Here is a 16,648-nt window from a genome sequence, read left to right as displayed (position 1 = left end):
AGGGCGGAGCTGGGATGCGACTTCTTCTCGTTGAGGACGACCAGAGAACGGCCGACTATATCGTCAGGGGGCTGACCGAGGCCGGACATATCTGCGACCTGCTTCAAAACGGACATGACGCGCTCTTTGCCGCAACCCGTAGCGCCTATGACGTGATCGTGGCGGATCGAATGATCCCGGGGCTGGACGGTCTGTCGATGATCAGGGCGGTTCGCGCGGCCGGCGTTCGCACGCCGGCGATCTTTCTGACCGCGGTGGGCGGTGTCGACGATCGCGTGGAAGGGCTTGAAGCCGGCGGAGACGACTATCTGGTCAAGCCTTTCGCGTTCTCGGAACTGCTGGCCCGCATAAATGCTCTTGGCCGGAGGCCGCCAGCGCAGGACCAGAAGACGATGTTGCGGGTTGCCGATCTCGAAATGGATCTAATCACGCGGCGCGTGGTGCGGAAGGGTCAGGCGATCGACCTTCAACCGCGGGAATTCAGGTTGCTGGAGGTGTTGATGCGCGGTGAAGGACGCATCATCACGCGGACGATGCTGCTCGAGCGCGTTTGGGATTTTCATTTCGATCCCAGGACCAGTGTGGTCGAAACACATATCAGCCGCCTGCGTACCAAGGTCGACAAGCCATTCGACACCCAGCTTATCCACACTGTCCGCAACACCGGCTACAGCTTGCATGCGCCGCTTTAGCCTGCTTCGCAGCACGCCTTTCCGGCTGGCATTGACCTTCGCATTCCTGTTCGTGCTTGCCTTCGTCCTGTCCGGCGCTGTCGTCTATCGGCTGATGAGCGCCAATCTCGCGGACAGGCTGGATCAGTCCATCATGGAAACCTACGCGGTCGTGTCGGCAACCTATGCCGGAGGCGATCTCGAAGATCTTGTGTCCAGCGTCGACAACCACGCGCAACTCAGCCCGAAAAAGGATCAGCTTTTCTCGCTGACGGGTCCGGATGGCAAACATTTGGCAGGAAATTTTTCTGCTGGAGATTTTCCCCACGGCTTTTCGATGTTCGACGGGGTCGCGGCTGGAGCGCCTTCAGGGACCATGTTCAGGGCTTATTCCGGCCCGGTCGGCGAAAATAGTTTGATCGTTGCCAGCAGCCTTTCGGAGACCGAAGAGCTGGAGTCGATCATGTTGATGAGCTTTGGCTGGTCGACGCTGATAATCACCGGTCTGGCGATTACCGGCGGAGCCTTGCTCGCATCGCGCATCCAGCGCCGCCTCGATGGAATTGCCGCGACCATGGTGGATGTGTCCCACGGTCGGCTCGACGCGCGCATTCCCTTGTTAGGAAATGGCGACGATATCGACGATGTCTCGCGTCAGGTAAACGCGGCGCTCGAACGCCTTTCTGCGCTGGTTGACGGTATGAAGAATGTCAGCGCCAACATCGCTCACGATCTCAAGACACCGCTGAACCGCCTTCAGATGATCCTGGAAGCCGCATCGGAAAAGGCAGCGTCGGGGAGCGCGGTTTCGGACGATCTGGCGGACGCGCGTGCGGAAAGCCTCCAGATCAACGAGACGTTCGACGCCCTCCTGCGCATCACCCAGATCGAGGCCGGCGCCCGCAAGGAGCGCTTCACCGAAGTCGACCTCAATGAGGTCATCAAGACCATCGCTGAAATCTACACCGACGTTGCCGAAGACGACGGCAAATTGCTTTTGGCGACGATTCCCGACGAAAGGGGAGGACGCATTCTCGGAGATCGGGAACTGTTGACCCAGCTGTTTGCCAATCTGGTCGAGAATGCACTTCGACATTGTCCCCAAGGCACGGCAATCGAATTGTCAGTCACCAGACGAGATGACCGCATTGTTGCAAGTGTCAACGACGATGGTCCCGGAATTCCGGACGCAGAACGCGAAAATGTGTTCCAACGGCTCTACCGTCTGAATCATAGCCGATCGACGCCCGGCAGCGGTCTCGGGCTCAGCCTTGTGAAGGCGATTGCGGATTTGCACGGAGCGTCCGTCTCGCTTGAAGACCGTCACCCTGGTCTCGCCGTGGCGGTCAGTTTTCCGATGGCCAGATCGTCGCCTGGGTAGAGCAGGTGATCCGTTTGGAAAGCTTGCGGGCGATTGCCGCGGAAAAGGCGGTGAAATTGCGACGGGTTCGAAGGAGATTTTCTTTGCGAATTTTGGAAGTGAGGCGACACTAGTCTGTGCGTCAACTGCGTATCTCAGTCTCTTAAGATGGGTGGTACTTTCAGCGGGCCGCTTTCCAAAAGACGAGTCCATACGCCGTCTCGCCGCCATGTACCACGGACCCGACTTCCGTCACGATCATGAGCTGGATCAAAGAATTCTCCCCCGAAATGAGCTTGAAATACCTCTGCCGAAGCTCGATCGGCGAAACAGTACAACCGCATGCTCTGATACTTCCCGTTTGGCCAAATGGCTTGCACGTTGCGCGTGAAGTATCGCCAACCGCGCGCGACGAAGAATTCAAGGATGATGGTGAAATTGTCTTGAGTGCAGATATCATCGGGCAGAGCCACCTGATAAGGCCATTTCTGATCGATGACGCTTGCGCTTACGCTTGGAGTGAAGCTGTTGCGTTTGCTGCTCATCAATGATTCCTGTGATGCCAGCCGCGGGAAAAGCCTGACGAAACAGCGACTTGTACCAACTTGAACTCACGTTCTAGAAAACGGTTTGCAGTAAGAAACGTAATGACAGCGGCGCGGGCATCGCCGCTACATGAATCTATGGCTTGGTCTGCAGCCGTTTCCAATTTGGACATAGCTTCGCCGTCCGTCGCCTTGGGTGCGGTCATGTGAAAGTTCCTTGAGGAAGGGACTTCTCTCACGAATCGGCTTATCGACGCAACGCATTTGTTCCTATTTTGTTCTTTTGTCGTAACAAGGAAGGGGCCTTCCGATCCGACTGCGCGATCGTCTAGGGATGCTTGAGAGTGCTCTCGATGGGAAAGAGTATCTTGAAGGAAGTTTCACAGTTGGCGACCTGATGATGGCCGATGTGTTGCGCATTCTCGATCACACGAATCTCGTCGATGCATATCCCCAGCTAAGCGCCTACAAGCGGCGCTGTGAAGCGCGACCTGCATTTCAGCGGGCAATGAAGGCGCAGATGGATGGGTTCAAGAACGCGGCTTGAGGTCACACTTCCAACTCGGTCGATGAGCGACGGGCGGTCTTCGAAAAACTCGCGCTATCGTCTCCAGATAGCCTATCCGTGTCTCGTTTGTGCACTGATTTAAGTTCAGTGAAGGCTTCGAGTAAGCAAGCCTTGCGAAAAGGCAGTCAGGGCGTTTCCTGTAATCCAGTCCGTGCGATGATCGCGCGATAGATTTCTACCGCCTCGCCGATTCTGGCCACTTCGCAATACTCGTCGGTCTTGTGCGCCATTTCCGGGTCGCCAGGTCCGCAAATGATCGTTTCAACGCCGCCGAGCGCCGGAGTGAAGACAGAGGCGTCGGTGAAGAAGTTTGCGCCGCCCGCAGCGGATGTCCAGCCTGCGGCAGCGTCGCGGCATTCGGAAAAGAGCTTCATGGCGGGACTTTTCGGGTCGCTCCACACCGCCGGCAGGTCGAGGATCGTCGAAACTTTGCAGTCGCTGCCGAGCGTGAAAGACAGCTGGTCGGCGAGGGCGGCGCTGTCCATTTCGGGCAGCGTCCGCACGTCGATCGTCAGTTCGGCATGGTCGGGCACCGAGTTGATGTTCAAACCGCCGGCAATCGTCCCGACATTCAGCGTCGCAGACCCAAGGACCGGATGTTGCGCGGCGTTGAACCCGAAGGATTCGAGTTTTGTCACGGCGCGCGCCGCCTTGTAGATGGCGTTATCGCCAAGGTGCGGCATTGCGCCATGCGCCGTCCGCCCGCTGCAGCAGGCCTTCAGCCACAGCGCGCCCTTGTGGCCGGCGACGAAGCTGTTGCCGGTGGGCTCGCCCACCACAAGCAGGCTCGCCGGATCGAGCATCCTGTCTCTCACTAATGCGGCGGCACCTTCGCAACCGGTCTCCTCGCCGCCGGTGATCACCAGTACGACGTTCGACCATTCATGCAGGCGGTCTGCCTCTGCCACGACGGCAGCGACCATCGCTGCGACGCCGGCTTTCATGTCGGTGGAGCCGCGCCCATAAAGTCGCCCATCGACGATTTCCGCGCCGAACGGGTCGCGCGACCATGCGGCAAGGCCAAGCGGAACCGTGTCGATGTGACCGGTGAACAGGATCGGAGGTTGCGTTGCCTTCGATGCGCGGATGGGGAACCGCGCGACAAGGTTGCTCCTGCCCGAGCCGAAATTGTGGATAGTCACGGAAAGGCCGTGGCTGCTCAGCAGATCGGCCAGCATGGCAGCGCATTGTGCTTCGCTGCCCGGCGGATTGCGCGTGTCGAAGCGTACGAGTTCCTGCGTCAGCGTTACTGCGTGGATCGCGCTCACGTCAGGTCCCTCAATACCATCCCGGCCGCTGGCCGCTGCCGAGCATCTCGTCATAGGCGTCGGTGCGGCGATCGCGCAGAACCTGGTTGAAGGCATTCCAGTTTCGCTTGCGCCGCGCATCGGCCAGATTGACCCTGGCGATCAGGATTTCTTCCTTGTCCGCGCTAGCCGGCCCGGCGACCGGCCATCCGGTGTGGCTGACGACAAGGCTCTGGCCAATGAATGGCTGGCCGCGTTCGGTGCCGACGCGGTCGGCTGCGGCGACGAAAACGGAATTAGAATGGGCAGCGCCCATAACGATGATGTTCGCCATCGCCTCGCGCTTGGGGTCCTGGCCGGGAATCGGCACCCAGTTGGTGGGCACGCACATGATCTCGGCTCCTTGCAGGGCGGCCAGGCGGAAGCTTTCGGGGAACCAGCAATCGTAGCAGATATGGCAGCCGATGCGTCCGAGGGGGGTGTCGAACACGGGAAAGCCGAGATCGCCCGGTGTGAAGTAGAGCGCTTCGTCGCCCCATAGATGCATCTTGCGATAGCGGCCAATCAATCCATTCGGTCCGATGATGACGGCCGAATTGAACAGATTTTCACCGGAACGTTCGGTGATGCCGGCGACGATGTGAAGGCCAAGCCGCGCAGCCGCCTCCATCCAGGCTTTCGTCGTCGCTCCTTCGGGAATCTCTTCCGCAAGCGAGCGTGCTTCGGCCCGGTTGCGAAAGACATAGCCCGTGTTGCAAAGCTCCGGCAGGACGACGAGTTGCGCGCCTTTGTCAGCCGCTTCTTCCATGAAGGCGACGGTTCGCGCGACGTTGTGCGCTGTCTCCCCGAAACGAGGTTCCATCTGGATGACGGCGACGGTGACGGCTGCTTCCTCGTCCTGCTTGGGCATGGTGTTTCTCCGTGTTGCAGTCTGTCCGGTCAGCTCCTGGTGAGCCAGCCAAGAGCGTTGCGCCAGAGCGTGGCATAACCCGGCCAGTCGGAGAAGGAAGCCGGCAGCCAGTGCGGGCTGACATCGGATGTCCAGACGAGCGTCCTGCCTTTTCCGTACTCCCCGGTTACCAGCAGCGGATGACCGCCCTGGGCTTCCGGAAGCCGGGCGAGCACCTCGACATCAGGGCGCTGCCTTGCGCGCACTTCGTTTGCGCCAAGCAGCAACGGCCACTCGCCATTCAGGCCCTGAAGGACGGGATGCTTGCTCTTGGCGTCGATCGCAGCGGCGAACCCTTCGGGAATCTCCAGCCGATCGTCATAAGGCAGACATTCCACCGGCAGCACGTCCTCGACCGGCGTGCGGTGCCAGCGTGCCTTGCCGTCAATGCCCTGGAAGCTGAAATAGCCGCCGATCATGGCGAGGCCGCCGCCAGCCTGCGCCCATTGCTTGAGAAGCTGGAGCCGGTTTGGAACGGTGGTTCCGCGCAACCAGACATCGGGGTGCAGGAGCAGCGAGTTCGCGCCTATGTCTGAAAGCAGAATCGCGTCGTAGGCGTTGAGACCCTCCAGATTGAAGGGCATCTTTTCCACCGCCTCATGCGCAGGCATATGGGTAAGATCGAAGGGGCTGCCTTCCAACGCCTTCATTAAAGGCTCGGCGCCTGAATGGAAGGTAACGCTGCCGAACTGATCGAAGCCCTTGAAATGGGTCGAAGAGCTCATCCATGTCTCGCCGACAAGCAAGACTTTCTTGTTGGATTTCGCCAAGACGGATACTCCCTTACGTCGCAACCGCGGCGCTGGCATCTCCAGGGCGCGGGATAAAATGAACCGGTTCAATTCGTAAGTTCTGAACGACTTCAGTCACGAATGCAACGGAGAAATAATTCATTCTATCGACGTTGACAACCAATATTGAACCGGTTCAATATCAAGCCATAGATATTGCCGACCGGACAAGCGCAAAGGATCGCGACATGAACCTCACCCGCCGCAGTTTCGGCTATGCGTTGGCTGCCATGGCAGCTTTCGCAGTCGCCCCATCACCTTCCTCAGCACAGAACCTCACCAAACTAACCTTCATTCAGGAATGGCCGGTTCCCGATGGCTTCTGGGTTCCCTGGATATTGGGAAGCAAGAAGGGCTTCTACGCGGAAGAGGGCATCGAGCTTGAGATCGTCACGCCGCCGACCGTTGCCGACACGATGAAATTCCTGGGCACCGGTCGCGCGCAGGTGGCCTTCACGACCGTGATGGACGTAATCTTCGCCAAGGAGCAGCAGGCGCCCGTAACGGCGATCGCGCGCTATGGCCGTGGCAACAATTGGGGCATTCTGAGCCCGCAGGGGACACCTCTTGCTGTTGCCGATCTCAAGGGCAAGACGATCGGCATCTACAACGATGCCTGGACCAAGGCGCAGCTGACCATGATGCTCGCCGATGCCGGCCTGACGCTCGATGACGTCAGCACGGTCGCGGCGACCGACGATACCGTGCCACTTCTGCTCCAGAAAAAGGTCGATGCGATTACCGGCATCACCAATGCGGAAGGCACCGGCATGGCCACCACCGGCGGCCAGCGCGCCGAGTTTCTTCCCGCCACCGCGCACGGCGTGCCCAACACACCGATCTTCATGATTGCCGGCAATGACGATTGGCTGAAGGCCAATCCGGATCTGGCGAAGGCGTTTCTGCGCGCGACCCAAAAGAGCATCGAATACGCTGTTGCTCATCCCGACGAGGGCGTTGCGGCTTTCTTCGATCTCTATTCCAAGGCCTATGACGAGAAATTCATAACCCAGCAGTGGAAGGATACGGTTCCGCTTTTCGGTGAAATCGGACCGGACCTGATGGTCTCGAACGAAGCCGACTGGGTGGCGCTGCTCGACGCGTTGAAGAAGTTCAAGGTCGTGTCAGAGGTTCTCGAACCTTCAGCCTACTATACAAACCAGTATCTCGCCCAGTAAGCCCGACAAGGAGTTGACCGCATGAGCGCCGCCGCTTCCTCCCGACGTGTCGTTCCGGCCTGGACCTACAGGCCCGGACCGGATGTCTCGGACGTGCCCCCCGCGGGTCTCGTCAGAGCGCAGACGATCGCAAAGGCAGCAGCGGCTGCGGGGCTGGCGGCGGTCCATCCGGGAATGACGGAGCAGGCGGTCGACCTCGCGGTGAGTGCCTTTCTGCTCGACCAAGGCGTCGAGAATGTTTGGACGATCACCAATGTCGGCCTCGGCGAAAATACACGCACCTGCTTTCCGACCAACCCGCCGACAGAGCTTGCGGCGCAGGATCGCGACATACTCATGGTCGATGTCCATCCGATCACCTCGGACGGCTCCTGGGGTGATTGCACGCGATGCAAGGTGATCGGCGATTGGCCGGAAGCCGACGAGGCGCTGCGCGACCTCGAAAAGCTTCACTACGAAATACTGGCAAAATGCCGCCCCGGCATGGCGGCCAATGAACTCTTCGGCATGACCCATGAACGGTTGGTGGCGGAAGGCTATATCCTGCTCGACCAACTCGCCAATATCGGCCATTCGCTGACGGCGGGGGCGGCCTATCTCCATCAGTTCATCGACGCTGGGAATGCCACGCCGATGTGGGGAGCGTGGGCCATAGAGCCCTTCGCCGCGCGCGGCGATATCGCCGTCAAGGTCGAGGACCTGATCTGGTTCGGCCGCGAAAACTGCGTCACGCTCTAAGCGTTCAGAAAAAGAGACGAGATGCCTGAAACATCAAAGCCAAAACTGTCGTTGAAGCATGTCTCGCAAACCTTCGGCGAGACACAGGCGCTCGCGCCAACCGATCTCCATGTCCAGGCCGGAGAATTCGTATCTGTTGTCGGCCCTTCGGGTTGCGGCAAGAGCACGATGTTCAACATCATCGCCGGCGTTCTCAAGCCGACCAAAGGTCAAGTCCTGATCGACGGCAAGGACGTGACCGGGCGCAGCGGCCATGTCGGCTACATGCTCCAGAAGGACCTTCTCCTGCCCTGGCGCACCGTCATCGACAATATCGTGCTCGGAGCCATCCTTAAGGGTGGTGCAAGCCATGCCCAGCGCGCCGAGGGTGTCGCACTCGCCCGCCGCTATGGGCTGGGCGAGTTCGTCAATCATTATCCAGCAGCACTTTCGGGCGGCATGCGCCAGCGCGTGGCGCTGATGCGAACGCTTGCGATGCATCACGACGTGATGCTTCTCGATGAACCCTTCGGTGCCCTCGATTCGCAGACGCGCCTTGCCATGCAGCAATGGCTGCTGAGCGTGTGGGAGCAGGAAAAGCGGACCGTCGTCTTTGTCACGCACGACATCGACGAGGCGATCCTGCTTGCCGACCGCGTGGTTGTGATGACGCCGCGCCCAGGACAGGTGAGGGAGATCCTGACCGTCCCGATCGAGCGACCACGACCGATGTCCTGCCTTACCAGCCCGGAATTCAGTTCGCTGAAGGCACGCATTCTCGACCTGATCTATTCCGACGCTGCAACTGAGAAAACAGTTGAGATGGAGGCAGCCAATGGCCACTAGCCGCATGTCCAGCAGCACCGTCCTTCAGATTGCCTATCCATTGCTTGCTCTGGTGCTCGTCATCCTGATCTGGGCGGCCCTGGTCGAGTTTTTCCAGATACCGCGTTACGTCATGCCTTCGCCGTTGCAGGTGTGGAACCACATACAGTCCGACTGGCAGGCGCTGCTGAATGGTTTCGGCATCACCTTCTTCGAGTTCCTGCTCGGCTTTATCGTCGGCGCCGGCGCGGGGTTCTTCTTTGCGGTACTTATGGATGCGTCCAGCACAACGCGCGGCGTGCTCTATCCAGTTCTGATCGCCAGCCAGGCAATACCAGTCGTCGCGATCTCGGCAGCTCTCACCATCTGGCTTGGTTTCGGGCTTGCCCCCAAGCTGGTGATCGTTGCACTCGTCGTCTTTTTCCCCGTCGTGGTGAATGTGCTGGACGGCCTTGCTTCGGTCGATCGCGACGTTCTCAACCTTGTGCGGTCGATGGGCGCGTCCAAATTCAACATCTTCCGCCATGTGAAGCTGCCGGCGACCTATTCGCCGCTTTTCTCCGCTCTGAAACTGTCTGCGACCTTCAGCGTCACCGGCGCAGTCATCGCTGAGTGGACGGCGTCGACTAGCGGTGGACTGGGCGCGTATCTGCTTCAGGCGAATTCCCGGTTGAACACGGCCGGCACCTTTGCGGCGATCAGCTTCCTGGCCTTGCTCGGCGTCGTCAGTTTCCTGCTTGTCGTGCTGGCGGAATATTTGCTAACGCCTTGGAAGTCGTCGTCGAAGGCGCGGCCTTGGTCCCGCACCTACTGGCGCGACCCGTCATAGGATCGAACGCGAGGGATATTTCCCCGATATGAGTGACGGAACCGAGGCCATCGGCAGCAAGCGCCCGACGATCCGCGACGTGGCGCGCGAGGCCGGGGTGTCGATCGGCACGGTCAGTGCCGTCATCAATGGGCGCGGCCTCGTCGCAGACGACACCAAGCGGCATGTACTACGCTTCATCGCTGAACTCGGCTTCGAGCCGAACAATGCAGCACGCAGCCTGAAGCGCGGACGCATTTCCTCGATCGGCTTCGTCGTGCCAGATCTGGGAAATCCCTTCTTCGCCAGCGTTGCGGAAGGCATCCAGCATGGTATCGCCGACAATGATATCTTGTTGATGCTCTGCATCACCTGGTCGAAGACGGAGCGGGAAGAATATTTCGCGCGAGTCCTGAGAACCCAGAGGCTCGACGGCGTGATCTATCTGAGCGGCACCGGCCTGCCCAGCCCCTCGCTGCTCGAATTGGCCAAGACCGGATCGGTGGTTTTTGTCGATGAAGTGCTGCCGGGCCTGGATGTGCCCTTCGTCGGGAGCAACAATCTTGCAGGCGCACGCGCTATTGCCCGCCATGTGCTCGACTGCGGGCATCGCAAGATCGCCATCATCGGTGGTCCGCCGCGCCTCTGGACGAGCGAGCAGCGTCTTGCCGGCTTTCGTGAATCGCTGGCTTCGGTCGGCCTCGATCCGGATGCTGCAACCTACGTTTCCGGCGACTACAGCGAACGGTCCGGCTATCTCGCAGCCACGAACCTCCTGACCGGCGATCCCGCAGCACGGCCCACGGCGATCCTGTGCGCCAACGACCTGATGGCGATCGGCGTCATGCGATTTTGCCGCGAAAGCGGCATCAGCATTCCCGGCCAACTCAGCATCACCGGCTTCGACGACATTGCTAATGCTGAATTCCTGTTGCCATCCTTGTCGACGGTCGCTCAACCGGCCCAGGAGATGGGACGGGCAGCCGCGGAACTCCTGCTCCACCGCAAGGGCGTAAGGGCAGACCCTCCGGTGACGACCCGGTTTCCGACAGCTGTTCGGATACGGAACTCAGTCGGATCGCTCAAGTAAGAAATTTGGGTCTGGTGGCATTGGCAATTTACTCGTAGCCATCGGATGGCATGATCCGGAATTTGCGAACGCGGCGAGATGACGTTGAAACCGGATCACCCAATAGAAGTGGCTCAGGCCACGGAAACCCCGAGAATGATTGCGTCTTAGCGGGCGAGTGGATCGCCCCCTAAGAGCAGCTACGGACGCAACGTATCAAACAGCGGCAGGCCTGCCAGCGCAGCCAATGCTATCAGCAGGAAGCAGATTTTGCGGAAGGTCGTTTCACTTGCAAAGCCGAAGCACCTGGAGCCGACAAGCAATCCCACTCCGTAGCAGGGACAGGCGAGCAGTGCGATCAGCAACACCTCCACGGTCAGAAGCCCGCCTATCAGATAAAACGTCGTCGAGATCACCGTCGAGAGCGCGAAATACAAGACGAGATTGGCTCTCACCGTGAGCGGTGGGATAGCGCCGCCTAGCCAATAGGCAACGACCGGTGGTCCCGACATCTGTGCTGCTCCGCCAAAGAGGCCCGCCACGGCGCCCACTGCCACGGTGAGGTGGGTCTTTGGCCGGCCATGGTAGCGCCACCCGGAAATCAGGAAGGCGAGGAGGCCGAAGACCACGACCGAGATGATCCAGCGCAGCGTCATCGAAGGCAGCAGTGCCAGCAGTGCGGTGCCTGCTGGCACGCCAACCAATGCGCCCGTGAGCATTGTGAAGACATCGCGTCGATTGCTTCGTTTCCAGCCATTCGGCACCATGCCCAGCGTCATGATCCCGTCAATGACAAGAAGCAGCGCGGACGCGATCTTCGGCCCCATGGCCGCGCCGGCCAGAGGTACGAAGATCAAGGCTCCGCCGAACCCGGAGAAACCACGTGCCAATCCCCCGATGAGCGCTGCAATGCAGACAAAAGCGATTTGACCGAGGGAGTGACCGGGAAGCTGCTCCTGCAGACCGGAGAAGAAAGCGGAAGATTGCATGGAACGCCTGTGCAAGTGTGCGTGCGACCCGGCTTTTGCGCAGTAATGAAAGTTTCCAGTAGTACCACCGCAGTCCCAATCGCTGGACGGGTGCCGGTCAATGTCGCTCCTGAACGCTCACGAGCCGTGGATATCTCAGTGCGAGGCCAGCAGCGAAATCGCGGCTTCTGTCGCGATCTGCAACCAGCCGCTTCTCATGCACAGATCTCAGTCAGATTGACCCACTTGGTGCCACCAATCCGTCAGGGGTCGGCCACGCATACCGTGCCGCCAGCTTGCGCCTGCGTGGTGATTGCAGCTTGTCTGTTACACTCACCAGCATTATATAGGTACCTAATTATATTGCTACTATCTAATGGTGCTTGGTATGGACGTTGCCGTTTCGAGAGCTGCCTTCGTCGATGAACTGACGAAAGTGAACCGGAAGCTGCGCACTCTTTTCGATGCGCGGGTGAAGATGCACGGACTGACACTTGCCCGCGCGCGATTGCTTGTGCATCTGGCCAAGGAAGAAGGCGCGACCCAAACGGAATTGGCCAACGCCCTGGAGGTAGAGCAACCTTCGATGGTCGGGTTGATCGACGGACTTGAGAAGAAAGGCTTCGTCACGCGCCGAGCCGTGGAGGGAGATCGCAGAGCCAGGGGGATTTTCTTGACCGAGGCTGCACGCGCCGAGGCTGATGCCATTCTGGCCTTTGCAGGCGAGCTTCGCGAACAGGTGCTCGAGGGCGTCGACGAGATGGATCTGATGGTCGCCACCCGCGTGTTGCAGCGCGTCGCGCGCAACATTGGCGCGGCATCCTGATATCCAGATAGATTCCAATGCCGCAAGAAAACCGCGCCACAGACCGCGAACCAGAGGTCGTCGAAGATACCGGTTCGCCAAGCAGTGAACCGAGCGAGCCATCGCCGGTTTCGCAGGAGCCAGCACCCGCGCCGGCTCCGCCGCCATTCGTGCCGATGCATCCGGCTCGGGCCGCAGCCTACATGTTTGCCTCGCTGGTCGTCGCCCTGACCCAGGGTCTGGGCATGAACCTCGTCACCACCAATATTGTGCAGATCCAGGGGTCTATCGGCGCGACGACCAATGAGGCGACCTGGCTGGTTGCCGCCTATATGGCGCCGAACGTCTCGCTTTCGCTTGCCCTGATCAAGATCAGGGCTCAATACGGCTTGAGGAACTTCGCGGAGCTCAGCATCCTCGGCTTCGTGCTTGCCTGCATTCTGAACCTGTTCATCAGCGATCTGCCGTCGGCAATCGTCGTTCGCTTCATGAGCGGCATTGCCACCGCGCCAATGTCGACGCTCGGCTTCCTCTATATGCTGGAGTCTTTCCCGCCGGAGAAAAAGCTCAGTATAGGATTGCCGCTTGCGCTCACCAACATCTCGCTCGGCGCACCGGTTGCCCGCCTCATCTCGCCGGCCTTGGTCGACATAGCCGGCTGGCACGGCGTGACCATCCTGGAGGTGGCGCTGGCGATGATCGGCTTCTGTCTCGTCTATCTTCTGCCGCTCGCCCCGCAGCCCCGCGCCAAGGTGATCGAACGCCTCGATATCGTCAGCTATCTCCTGATAGCAACCGGCTTCGGCGCAACCGCGGTGGCGCTGGTGCTCGGCCGCCTCTACTGGTGGTTCGAAGCGCCATGGCTCGGAGTGCTGTTTGCCTTGGCTACCGTCTGCATCACGGTGGCGGTCATAATCGAGCTTAACCGCAAGAACCCGCTTCTCGACATACGCTGGCTCGCCAGCCCCGCCGTGCTGCACTTCGCAGGCACGCTGCTCTTGTTTCGCATCGTCCTGTCCGAGCAGACAACCGGCGCCTCGGGCTTCTTCCAGGTTCTTGGCTTGCTCAACGATCAGACAAAGACGCTCTATTGGGTGATCCTTGTCGCAACGGTCGCCGGTGGGCTTGTCTGTGCCATGGTTCTCAAACCGGGACGCGAACCCGCGATCCACGTTGTCGCACTTACCCTGCTGACCGTTGGAGCGTTCATGGACAGTGGCGCAACAAACCTCACCCGCCCCGAGCAGATGTATCTCAGCCAGTCGCTGATCGCGTTCGCCGGCGCTTTGTTTCTGCCTCCCGCACTGCTCACCGGCCTGATGTCGGCGCTCAAGAACGGACCGAACTACATTTTGAGCTTCATCATCGTGTTTCTGACGACGCAAAGCCTTGGCGGCCTGCTTGGCTCAGCCGTGTTTGGTACCTTCATTACGATACGGGAGAAATTCCACTCGAGCATTCTGGTGGAGCATCTGGCGCTGACGGACCCCCTTGTCGCGCAGCGCATTGCCCAGTTCGGCGGCGTCTACGCCCGTGTCCTGACCGACAAGGCACTCCTCAATGCCGAAGGCGTCGCACTGCTTGCGCAGCAGGCAACGCGGGAGGCGAATGTACTCGCCTACAATGACGCCTTTCTAATGATTGCCATCATATCCGCCACAGCGCTCCTGGCGCTTCTCATCCACATCGCAATCCTTGCCGTTCGCACTCGAGCGATAACGGCATCGACCGCCAACGCGTAAAGCATAGTCGATCAACATCATGTTCAAGTTCCTCCGCTCCACCGCCACCATTATTGCGATCGTCATTGGCGTCGCTGGTCTCGCGCTGTTTTTGTACGCTTGGCGGCTGCCGCCCTTTACCTCCAGTATCCAGACCACTGAGAACGCCTATGTTCGCGGCCAGGTAACAATTATTGCCCCCCAGCTTGCCGGCTATGTCTCGGAGGTGGCGGTGCAGGACTATCAATCCGTGAAATCCGGGCAGCTTCTTGTTCGTCTCGATGACCGCATCTTTGCTCAGAAACTTGAGCAGGCCAGGGCGACACTGGCGTCGCAACAGGCCGGCCTCGCCAACTCGGCGCAGCAGCGGCTGTCGGCGGAGGCCCGGATCAGGGCAAGTGAAGCCGAGGTGGAAGGTGCACGTGTTACGCTCGACAATGCAGAAGCGAGTTGGCGGCGCATTGAACCGCTGTTGAAGCGCGGGGTCGTGACAGAGAGTAGTGCCGACACAACCCGGTCGACCATGGAACAGGCTCGCGCAACCTACCATCAGGCACAGGCTGGTCTCGAAGTTTCTAGGCAGGATCTTCAGGCGACCATTGTTAGCCGTCAATCACTGGAAGCTGCCGTCCAGGGTGCCGAAGCCGCGGTCCATCTCGCGGAGATCGATCTTCAGAACACGCGTATCGTCGCGCCGGAGGACGGCCGGCTCGGAGAAGTTGGCGCGAGGCTTGGCCAATATGTGTCGGCCGGCACGCAACTGGTGGCCGTCGTGCCGCAGCGCATGTGGATTGTTGCGAACTTCAAGGAAACGCAGCTTGCAGGCATGAAAATTGGGCAGCCCGTCACGATGAAGATCGACGCCCTGCAGCGTGCAAGCCTTACTGGCCGCATTGAGCGTTTCTCGCCGGCGACTGGATCAGAGTTCAGCGTCTTGCGCCCCGACAATGCAACGGGAAACTTCACCAAGGTCTCGCAGCGGCTGCCGATCCGCATCGCCATAGACCCCGGTCAACCTCTGGCCGAACACCTTGCCCCCGGCATGTCAGTGGTTGTCAGCGTTGACACGAAGATGAGCGCGGTGACCAACGTTGAAGCAACGGAACTGTGGCCACGGTTTGCGTCCTGACGAGTAACGGCGGCTGTGAGAGGCGAGTCCACAATACCGCCTCCCATATTCCGTTTCAAAGCCATCACGCCGTCTTCATGATCGCGTGCGCAATGCGATCATTCCTGTGACGATCGCAACCAGCAACACGGTGATCGGCGCGACCGCATGCGAGTATTCTCCATGCAGAACAACCGTACCGGCAGCGGCAATCATCACGGCAGCCGCGAGGCCAGCCCCAAGCAAGCGGGTTTTGCGTGGAATGAGAAGTGCCGCCGCTGTCAGTTCCAGAAGGCCGGTCACATAGTGGAACCACTCAGGATAGCCCCAGCGCCGATAATCTTCGAGGATCGATCCCGGCGCGAGGATGTTGCTGACGCCGCCGAATAAGAAGAATGCGGCCAGCGCCCAGCCAAGAATCGTTGCCCAGGGAAGTTTACGCATTGCGTTTCGTGTCCTTTACGAGAGCGCCTTCCAGAAATGCCTTGACGGCTATTTTGGTCAGGCGGGTTATTTCCAGATCATCCAACGGCTTTGATGCGATGCCGACGAGTGCGCGCAATTGCGGCCCGGTCACCAGCAGGTTCACAAACTGCGCCGCCAGATCCGAGGGCGAGATGTCGCCTCGAAGTTGATCGGCGACCTGTTTGCGTCCGATCCAGACGGACAGCCTGCGCACCGCGTTGTCATGTCCGGCATGCCAGATCGCCTGGGCAAGTTCAGGGAACCGAAGTCCCTCGCCAATCATCAGGCGTTGCAAGGCGAGCGTTCGTGGCTGAAGCACGATCGACAGGACACGGCAGCCAAATAGGGTAAGCGCGCTGCTCACGTCATGCTCGGCATCGATGTCGAGTTCTTCGAGCGGGCGAGACAGGTCGGCGCAGAGCTGCGTAACGACCTCGATGAACAAGCCTTCCTTGCCGCCAAACGGCCCATAGATATTGCGTCGCGAACCGCCGACACGCGCGATCAGAGTATCGAGCGACACGCTCTCATACCCCTGATCCAGAAACATTTCCGATGCGGCTTCGATGAGCGCGCGCCGCCGCGCCGCACCCCGTTCTGTTCGGTTGGCTTCCATTGCAATCGACTACCTTGGCCTCGTTTTCAAATGAGGTGGTCTGGTATCGTACCGTACCATTTCTGTCAATTGAAGGTAAGAATTGCTGATTGGGATGCCGTTTCACCGGGTCCAATCTGCACCGGCCTCTTCGGGCTGATGCATTTGCACTTCATGCCAATTCTGACGGGCACCTCCTATCCAGCTCGTTGACTGTATACAGGAATTCAAGTATCCGAAATGATCAAAGAGGAAGGA

At 59.7% G+C, this 16,648-nt stretch carries 19 protein-coding genes; 11 read left to right on the top strand and 8 right to left on the bottom strand.

Annotation, left to right across the window (positions count from 1 at the left end):
* Window positions 1-14 precede the first annotated feature (14 nt).
* Both DZG07_RS19005 and DZG07_RS19000 read left to right on the top strand, forming a co-directional pair.
* Window positions 15-692: a winged helix-turn-helix domain-containing protein gene (locus DZG07_RS19005; protein WP_119819632.1), complete on the top strand. Its 678-nt coding sequence runs from the start codon at window positions 15-17 to the stop codon at window positions 690-692.
* Window positions 679-2,052: a HAMP domain-containing sensor histidine kinase gene (locus DZG07_RS19000; protein ID WP_119819629.1), complete on the top strand. Its 1,374-nt coding sequence runs from the start codon at window positions 679-681 to the stop codon at window positions 2,050-2,052. The genes DZG07_RS19005 and DZG07_RS19000 overlap by 14 nt, the downstream gene beginning before the upstream one ends.
* 134 nt (window positions 2,053-2,186) lie before the next feature.
* Here the strand turns inward: DZG07_RS19000 and DZG07_RS23945 are convergent, their stop codons facing one another.
* Together DZG07_RS23945 and DZG07_RS18990 are read right to left on the bottom strand one after the other, a co-directional pair.
* The gene (locus tag DZG07_RS23945; protein ID WP_133304760.1) at window positions 2,187-2,576 is read right to left on the bottom strand and encodes a hypothetical protein; all 390 of its coding nucleotides are present in this window, start codon (window positions 2,574-2,576) and stop codon (window positions 2,187-2,189) included.
* Window positions 2,576-2,782, bottom strand: coding sequence for a hypothetical protein (locus DZG07_RS18990; RefSeq protein WP_119819623.1), 207 nt, complete (start codon window positions 2,780-2,782; stop codon window positions 2,576-2,578). Before DZG07_RS18990 ends, DZG07_RS23945 begins: the two co-directional genes overlap by 1 nt.
* A gap of 104 nt (window positions 2,783-2,886) precedes the next feature.
* Here DZG07_RS18990 and DZG07_RS18985 point away from each other — a divergent pair, with 104 nt between their 5' ends.
* On the top strand, window positions 2,887-3,123 hold the full coding sequence (locus DZG07_RS18985; RefSeq protein ID WP_348626424.1) for a glutathione S-transferase family protein: 237 nt from the start codon (window positions 2,887-2,889) through the stop codon (window positions 3,121-3,123).
* Window positions 3,124-3,269: 146 nt separating this feature from the next.
* Here DZG07_RS18985 and DZG07_RS18980 read toward each other — a convergent pair whose 3' ends face one another.
* Genes DZG07_RS18980 through DZG07_RS18970 form a run of 3 tightly spaced genes read right to left on the bottom strand, consistent with a single transcriptional unit; the run spans window position 3,270 to window position 6,110 of the window.
* Window positions 3,270-4,412 (bottom strand): M20 family metallopeptidase, encoded by a 1,143-nt coding sequence (locus DZG07_RS18980; RefSeq protein WP_245429518.1) that lies wholly within the window; start codon window positions 4,410-4,412, stop codon window positions 3,270-3,272.
* 10 nt (window positions 4,413-4,422) lie between these two features.
* On the bottom strand, window positions 4,423-5,301 hold the full coding sequence (locus tag DZG07_RS18975) for a nitrilase family protein (protein WP_119819616.1): 879 nt from the start codon (window positions 5,299-5,301) through the stop codon (window positions 4,423-4,425).
* Window positions 5,302-5,330: 29 nt separating this feature from the next.
* Window positions 5,331-6,110 carry a glutamine amidotransferase gene (locus DZG07_RS18970; RefSeq protein ID WP_281004504.1) on the bottom strand — a complete coding sequence of 260 codons (780 nt, stop codon included), beginning with the start codon at window positions 6,108-6,110 and terminating at the stop codon, window positions 5,331-5,333.
* Window positions 6,111-6,319: 209 nt separating this feature from the next.
* Here DZG07_RS18970 and DZG07_RS18965 point away from each other — a divergent pair, with 209 nt between their 5' ends.
* From DZG07_RS18965 to DZG07_RS18945, 5 genes are read left to right on the top strand one after another with little or no spacing between them, the layout of a single operon-like run.
* The gene (locus tag DZG07_RS18965; RefSeq protein WP_091914597.1) at window positions 6,320-7,309 is read left to right on the top strand and encodes an ABC transporter substrate-binding protein; all 990 of its coding nucleotides are present in this window, start codon (window positions 6,320-6,322) and stop codon (window positions 7,307-7,309) included.
* Window positions 7,310-7,330: 21 nt separating this feature from the next.
* Entirely contained in the window at window positions 7,331-8,047 is a 717-nt protein-coding gene (locus DZG07_RS18960; RefSeq protein ID WP_119819610.1) for a M24 family metallopeptidase, read from the top strand.
* Window positions 8,048-8,068: 21 nt separating this feature from the next.
* Complete coding sequence (locus DZG07_RS18955; RefSeq protein ID WP_119819608.1) at window positions 8,069-8,872, top strand: ABC transporter ATP-binding protein; 804 nt, start codon at window positions 8,069-8,071, stop codon at window positions 8,870-8,872.
* The gene (locus tag DZG07_RS18950) at window positions 8,862-9,680 is read left to right on the top strand and encodes an ABC transporter permease (RefSeq protein ID WP_091914460.1); all 819 of its coding nucleotides are present in this window, start codon (window positions 8,862-8,864) and stop codon (window positions 9,678-9,680) included. Before DZG07_RS18955 ends, DZG07_RS18950 begins: the two co-directional genes overlap by 11 nt.
* Window positions 9,681-9,708: 28 nt before the next feature.
* Window positions 9,709-10,749, top strand: coding sequence for a LacI family DNA-binding transcriptional regulator (locus DZG07_RS18945; protein WP_091914462.1), 1,041 nt, complete (start codon window positions 9,709-9,711; stop codon window positions 10,747-10,749).
* 179 nt (window positions 10,750-10,928) lie between these two features.
* On the opposite strand, the gene DZG07_RS18940 is transcribed toward DZG07_RS18945, so the two are convergent.
* Window positions 10,929-11,717, bottom strand: a complete 789-nt coding sequence (locus DZG07_RS18940; protein WP_119819606.1) for a sulfite exporter TauE/SafE family protein — start codon at window positions 11,715-11,717, stop codon at window positions 10,929-10,931.
* A 367-nt stretch (window positions 11,718-12,084) separates the two neighbouring features.
* Here DZG07_RS18940 and DZG07_RS18935 point away from each other — a divergent pair, with 367 nt between their 5' ends.
* The 3 genes from DZG07_RS18935 to DZG07_RS18925 all read left to right on the top strand — a co-directional run bounded on the left by DZG07_RS18935 (window position 12,085) and on the right by DZG07_RS18925 (window position 15,351).
* Window positions 12,085-12,522, top strand: a complete 438-nt coding sequence (locus DZG07_RS18935) for a MarR family transcriptional regulator (RefSeq protein WP_091914599.1) — start codon at window positions 12,085-12,087, stop codon at window positions 12,520-12,522.
* Window positions 12,523-12,677: 155 nt separating this feature from the next.
* Window positions 12,678-14,243 (top strand): MFS transporter, encoded by a 1,566-nt coding sequence (locus DZG07_RS18930; protein WP_245429655.1) that lies wholly within the window; start codon window positions 12,678-12,680, stop codon window positions 14,241-14,243.
* Between the two features lie 19 nt (window positions 14,244-14,262).
* Window positions 14,263-15,351 carry an HlyD family secretion protein gene (locus DZG07_RS18925; RefSeq protein ID WP_091914468.1) on the top strand — a complete coding sequence of 363 codons (1,089 nt, stop codon included), beginning with the start codon at window positions 14,263-14,265 and terminating at the stop codon, window positions 15,349-15,351.
* Window positions 15,352-15,426: 75 nt separating this feature from the next.
* Here DZG07_RS18925 and DZG07_RS18920 read toward each other — a convergent pair whose 3' ends face one another.
* Window positions 15,427-15,774 (bottom strand): DoxX family protein, encoded by a 348-nt coding sequence (locus DZG07_RS18920; RefSeq protein ID WP_119819600.1) that lies wholly within the window; start codon window positions 15,772-15,774, stop codon window positions 15,427-15,429.
* Window positions 15,767-16,411, bottom strand: coding sequence for a TetR/AcrR family transcriptional regulator (locus DZG07_RS18915; protein WP_119819597.1), 645 nt, complete (start codon window positions 16,409-16,411; stop codon window positions 15,767-15,769). Before DZG07_RS18915 ends, DZG07_RS18920 begins: the two co-directional genes overlap by 8 nt.
* Window positions 16,412-16,648 lie beyond the last annotated feature (237 nt).

It is taken from the genome of Mesorhizobium sp. DCY119, from assembly GCF_003590645.1.
Taxonomy (GTDB): domain Bacteria; phylum Pseudomonadota; class Alphaproteobacteria; order Rhizobiales; family Rhizobiaceae; genus Mesorhizobium_M.
Note: the sequence above shows the minus strand (reverse complement) of the source record. Positions and strands in the feature narration are given on the sequence as shown.

Coding starts and splice junctions, on each gene's coding strand:
- DZG07_RS19005 (WP_119819632.1), top strand. CDS start 15: ATGCGACTTCTTCTCGTTGAGGACGACCAGAGAACGGCCGACTATATC.
- DZG07_RS19000 (WP_119819629.1), top strand. CDS start 679: ATGCGCCGCTTTAGCCTGCTTCGCAGCACGCCTTTCCGGCTGGCATTG.
- DZG07_RS23945 (WP_133304760.1), bottom strand. CDS start 2,576: ATGAGCAGCAAACGCAACAGCTTCACTCCAAGCGTAAGCGCAAGCGTC.
- DZG07_RS18990 (WP_119819623.1), bottom strand. CDS start 2,782: ATGACCGCACCCAAGGCGACGGACGGCGAAGCTATGTCCAAATTGGAA.
- DZG07_RS18975 (WP_119819616.1), bottom strand. CDS start 5,301: ATGCCCAAGCAGGACGAGGAAGCAGCCGTCACCGTCGCCGTCATCCAG.
- DZG07_RS18965 (WP_091914597.1), top strand. CDS start 6,320: ATGAACCTCACCCGCCGCAGTTTCGGCTATGCGTTGGCTGCCATGGCA.
- DZG07_RS18960 (WP_119819610.1), top strand. CDS start 7,331: ATGAGCGCCGCCGCTTCCTCCCGACGTGTCGTTCCGGCCTGGACCTAC.
- DZG07_RS18955 (WP_119819608.1), top strand. CDS start 8,069: ATGCCTGAAACATCAAAGCCAAAACTGTCGTTGAAGCATGTCTCGCAA.
- DZG07_RS18950 (WP_091914460.1), top strand. CDS start 8,862: ATGGCCACTAGCCGCATGTCCAGCAGCACCGTCCTTCAGATTGCCTAT.
- DZG07_RS18945 (WP_091914462.1), top strand. CDS start 9,709: ATGAGTGACGGAACCGAGGCCATCGGCAGCAAGCGCCCGACGATCCGC.
- DZG07_RS18940 (WP_119819606.1), bottom strand. CDS start 11,717: ATGCAATCTTCCGCTTTCTTCTCCGGTCTGCAGGAGCAGCTTCCCGGT.
- DZG07_RS18935 (WP_091914599.1), top strand. CDS start 12,085: ATGGACGTTGCCGTTTCGAGAGCTGCCTTCGTCGATGAACTGACGAAA.
- DZG07_RS18930 (WP_245429655.1), top strand. CDS start 12,678: ATGCATCCGGCTCGGGCCGCAGCCTACATGTTTGCCTCGCTGGTCGTC.
- DZG07_RS18925 (WP_091914468.1), top strand. CDS start 14,263: ATGTTCAAGTTCCTCCGCTCCACCGCCACCATTATTGCGATCGTCATT.
- DZG07_RS18920 (WP_119819600.1), bottom strand. CDS start 15,774: ATGCGTAAACTTCCCTGGGCAACGATTCTTGGCTGGGCGCTGGCCGCA.
- DZG07_RS18915 (WP_119819597.1), bottom strand. CDS start 16,411: ATGGAAGCCAACCGAACAGAACGGGGTGCGGCGCGGCGGCGCGCGCTC.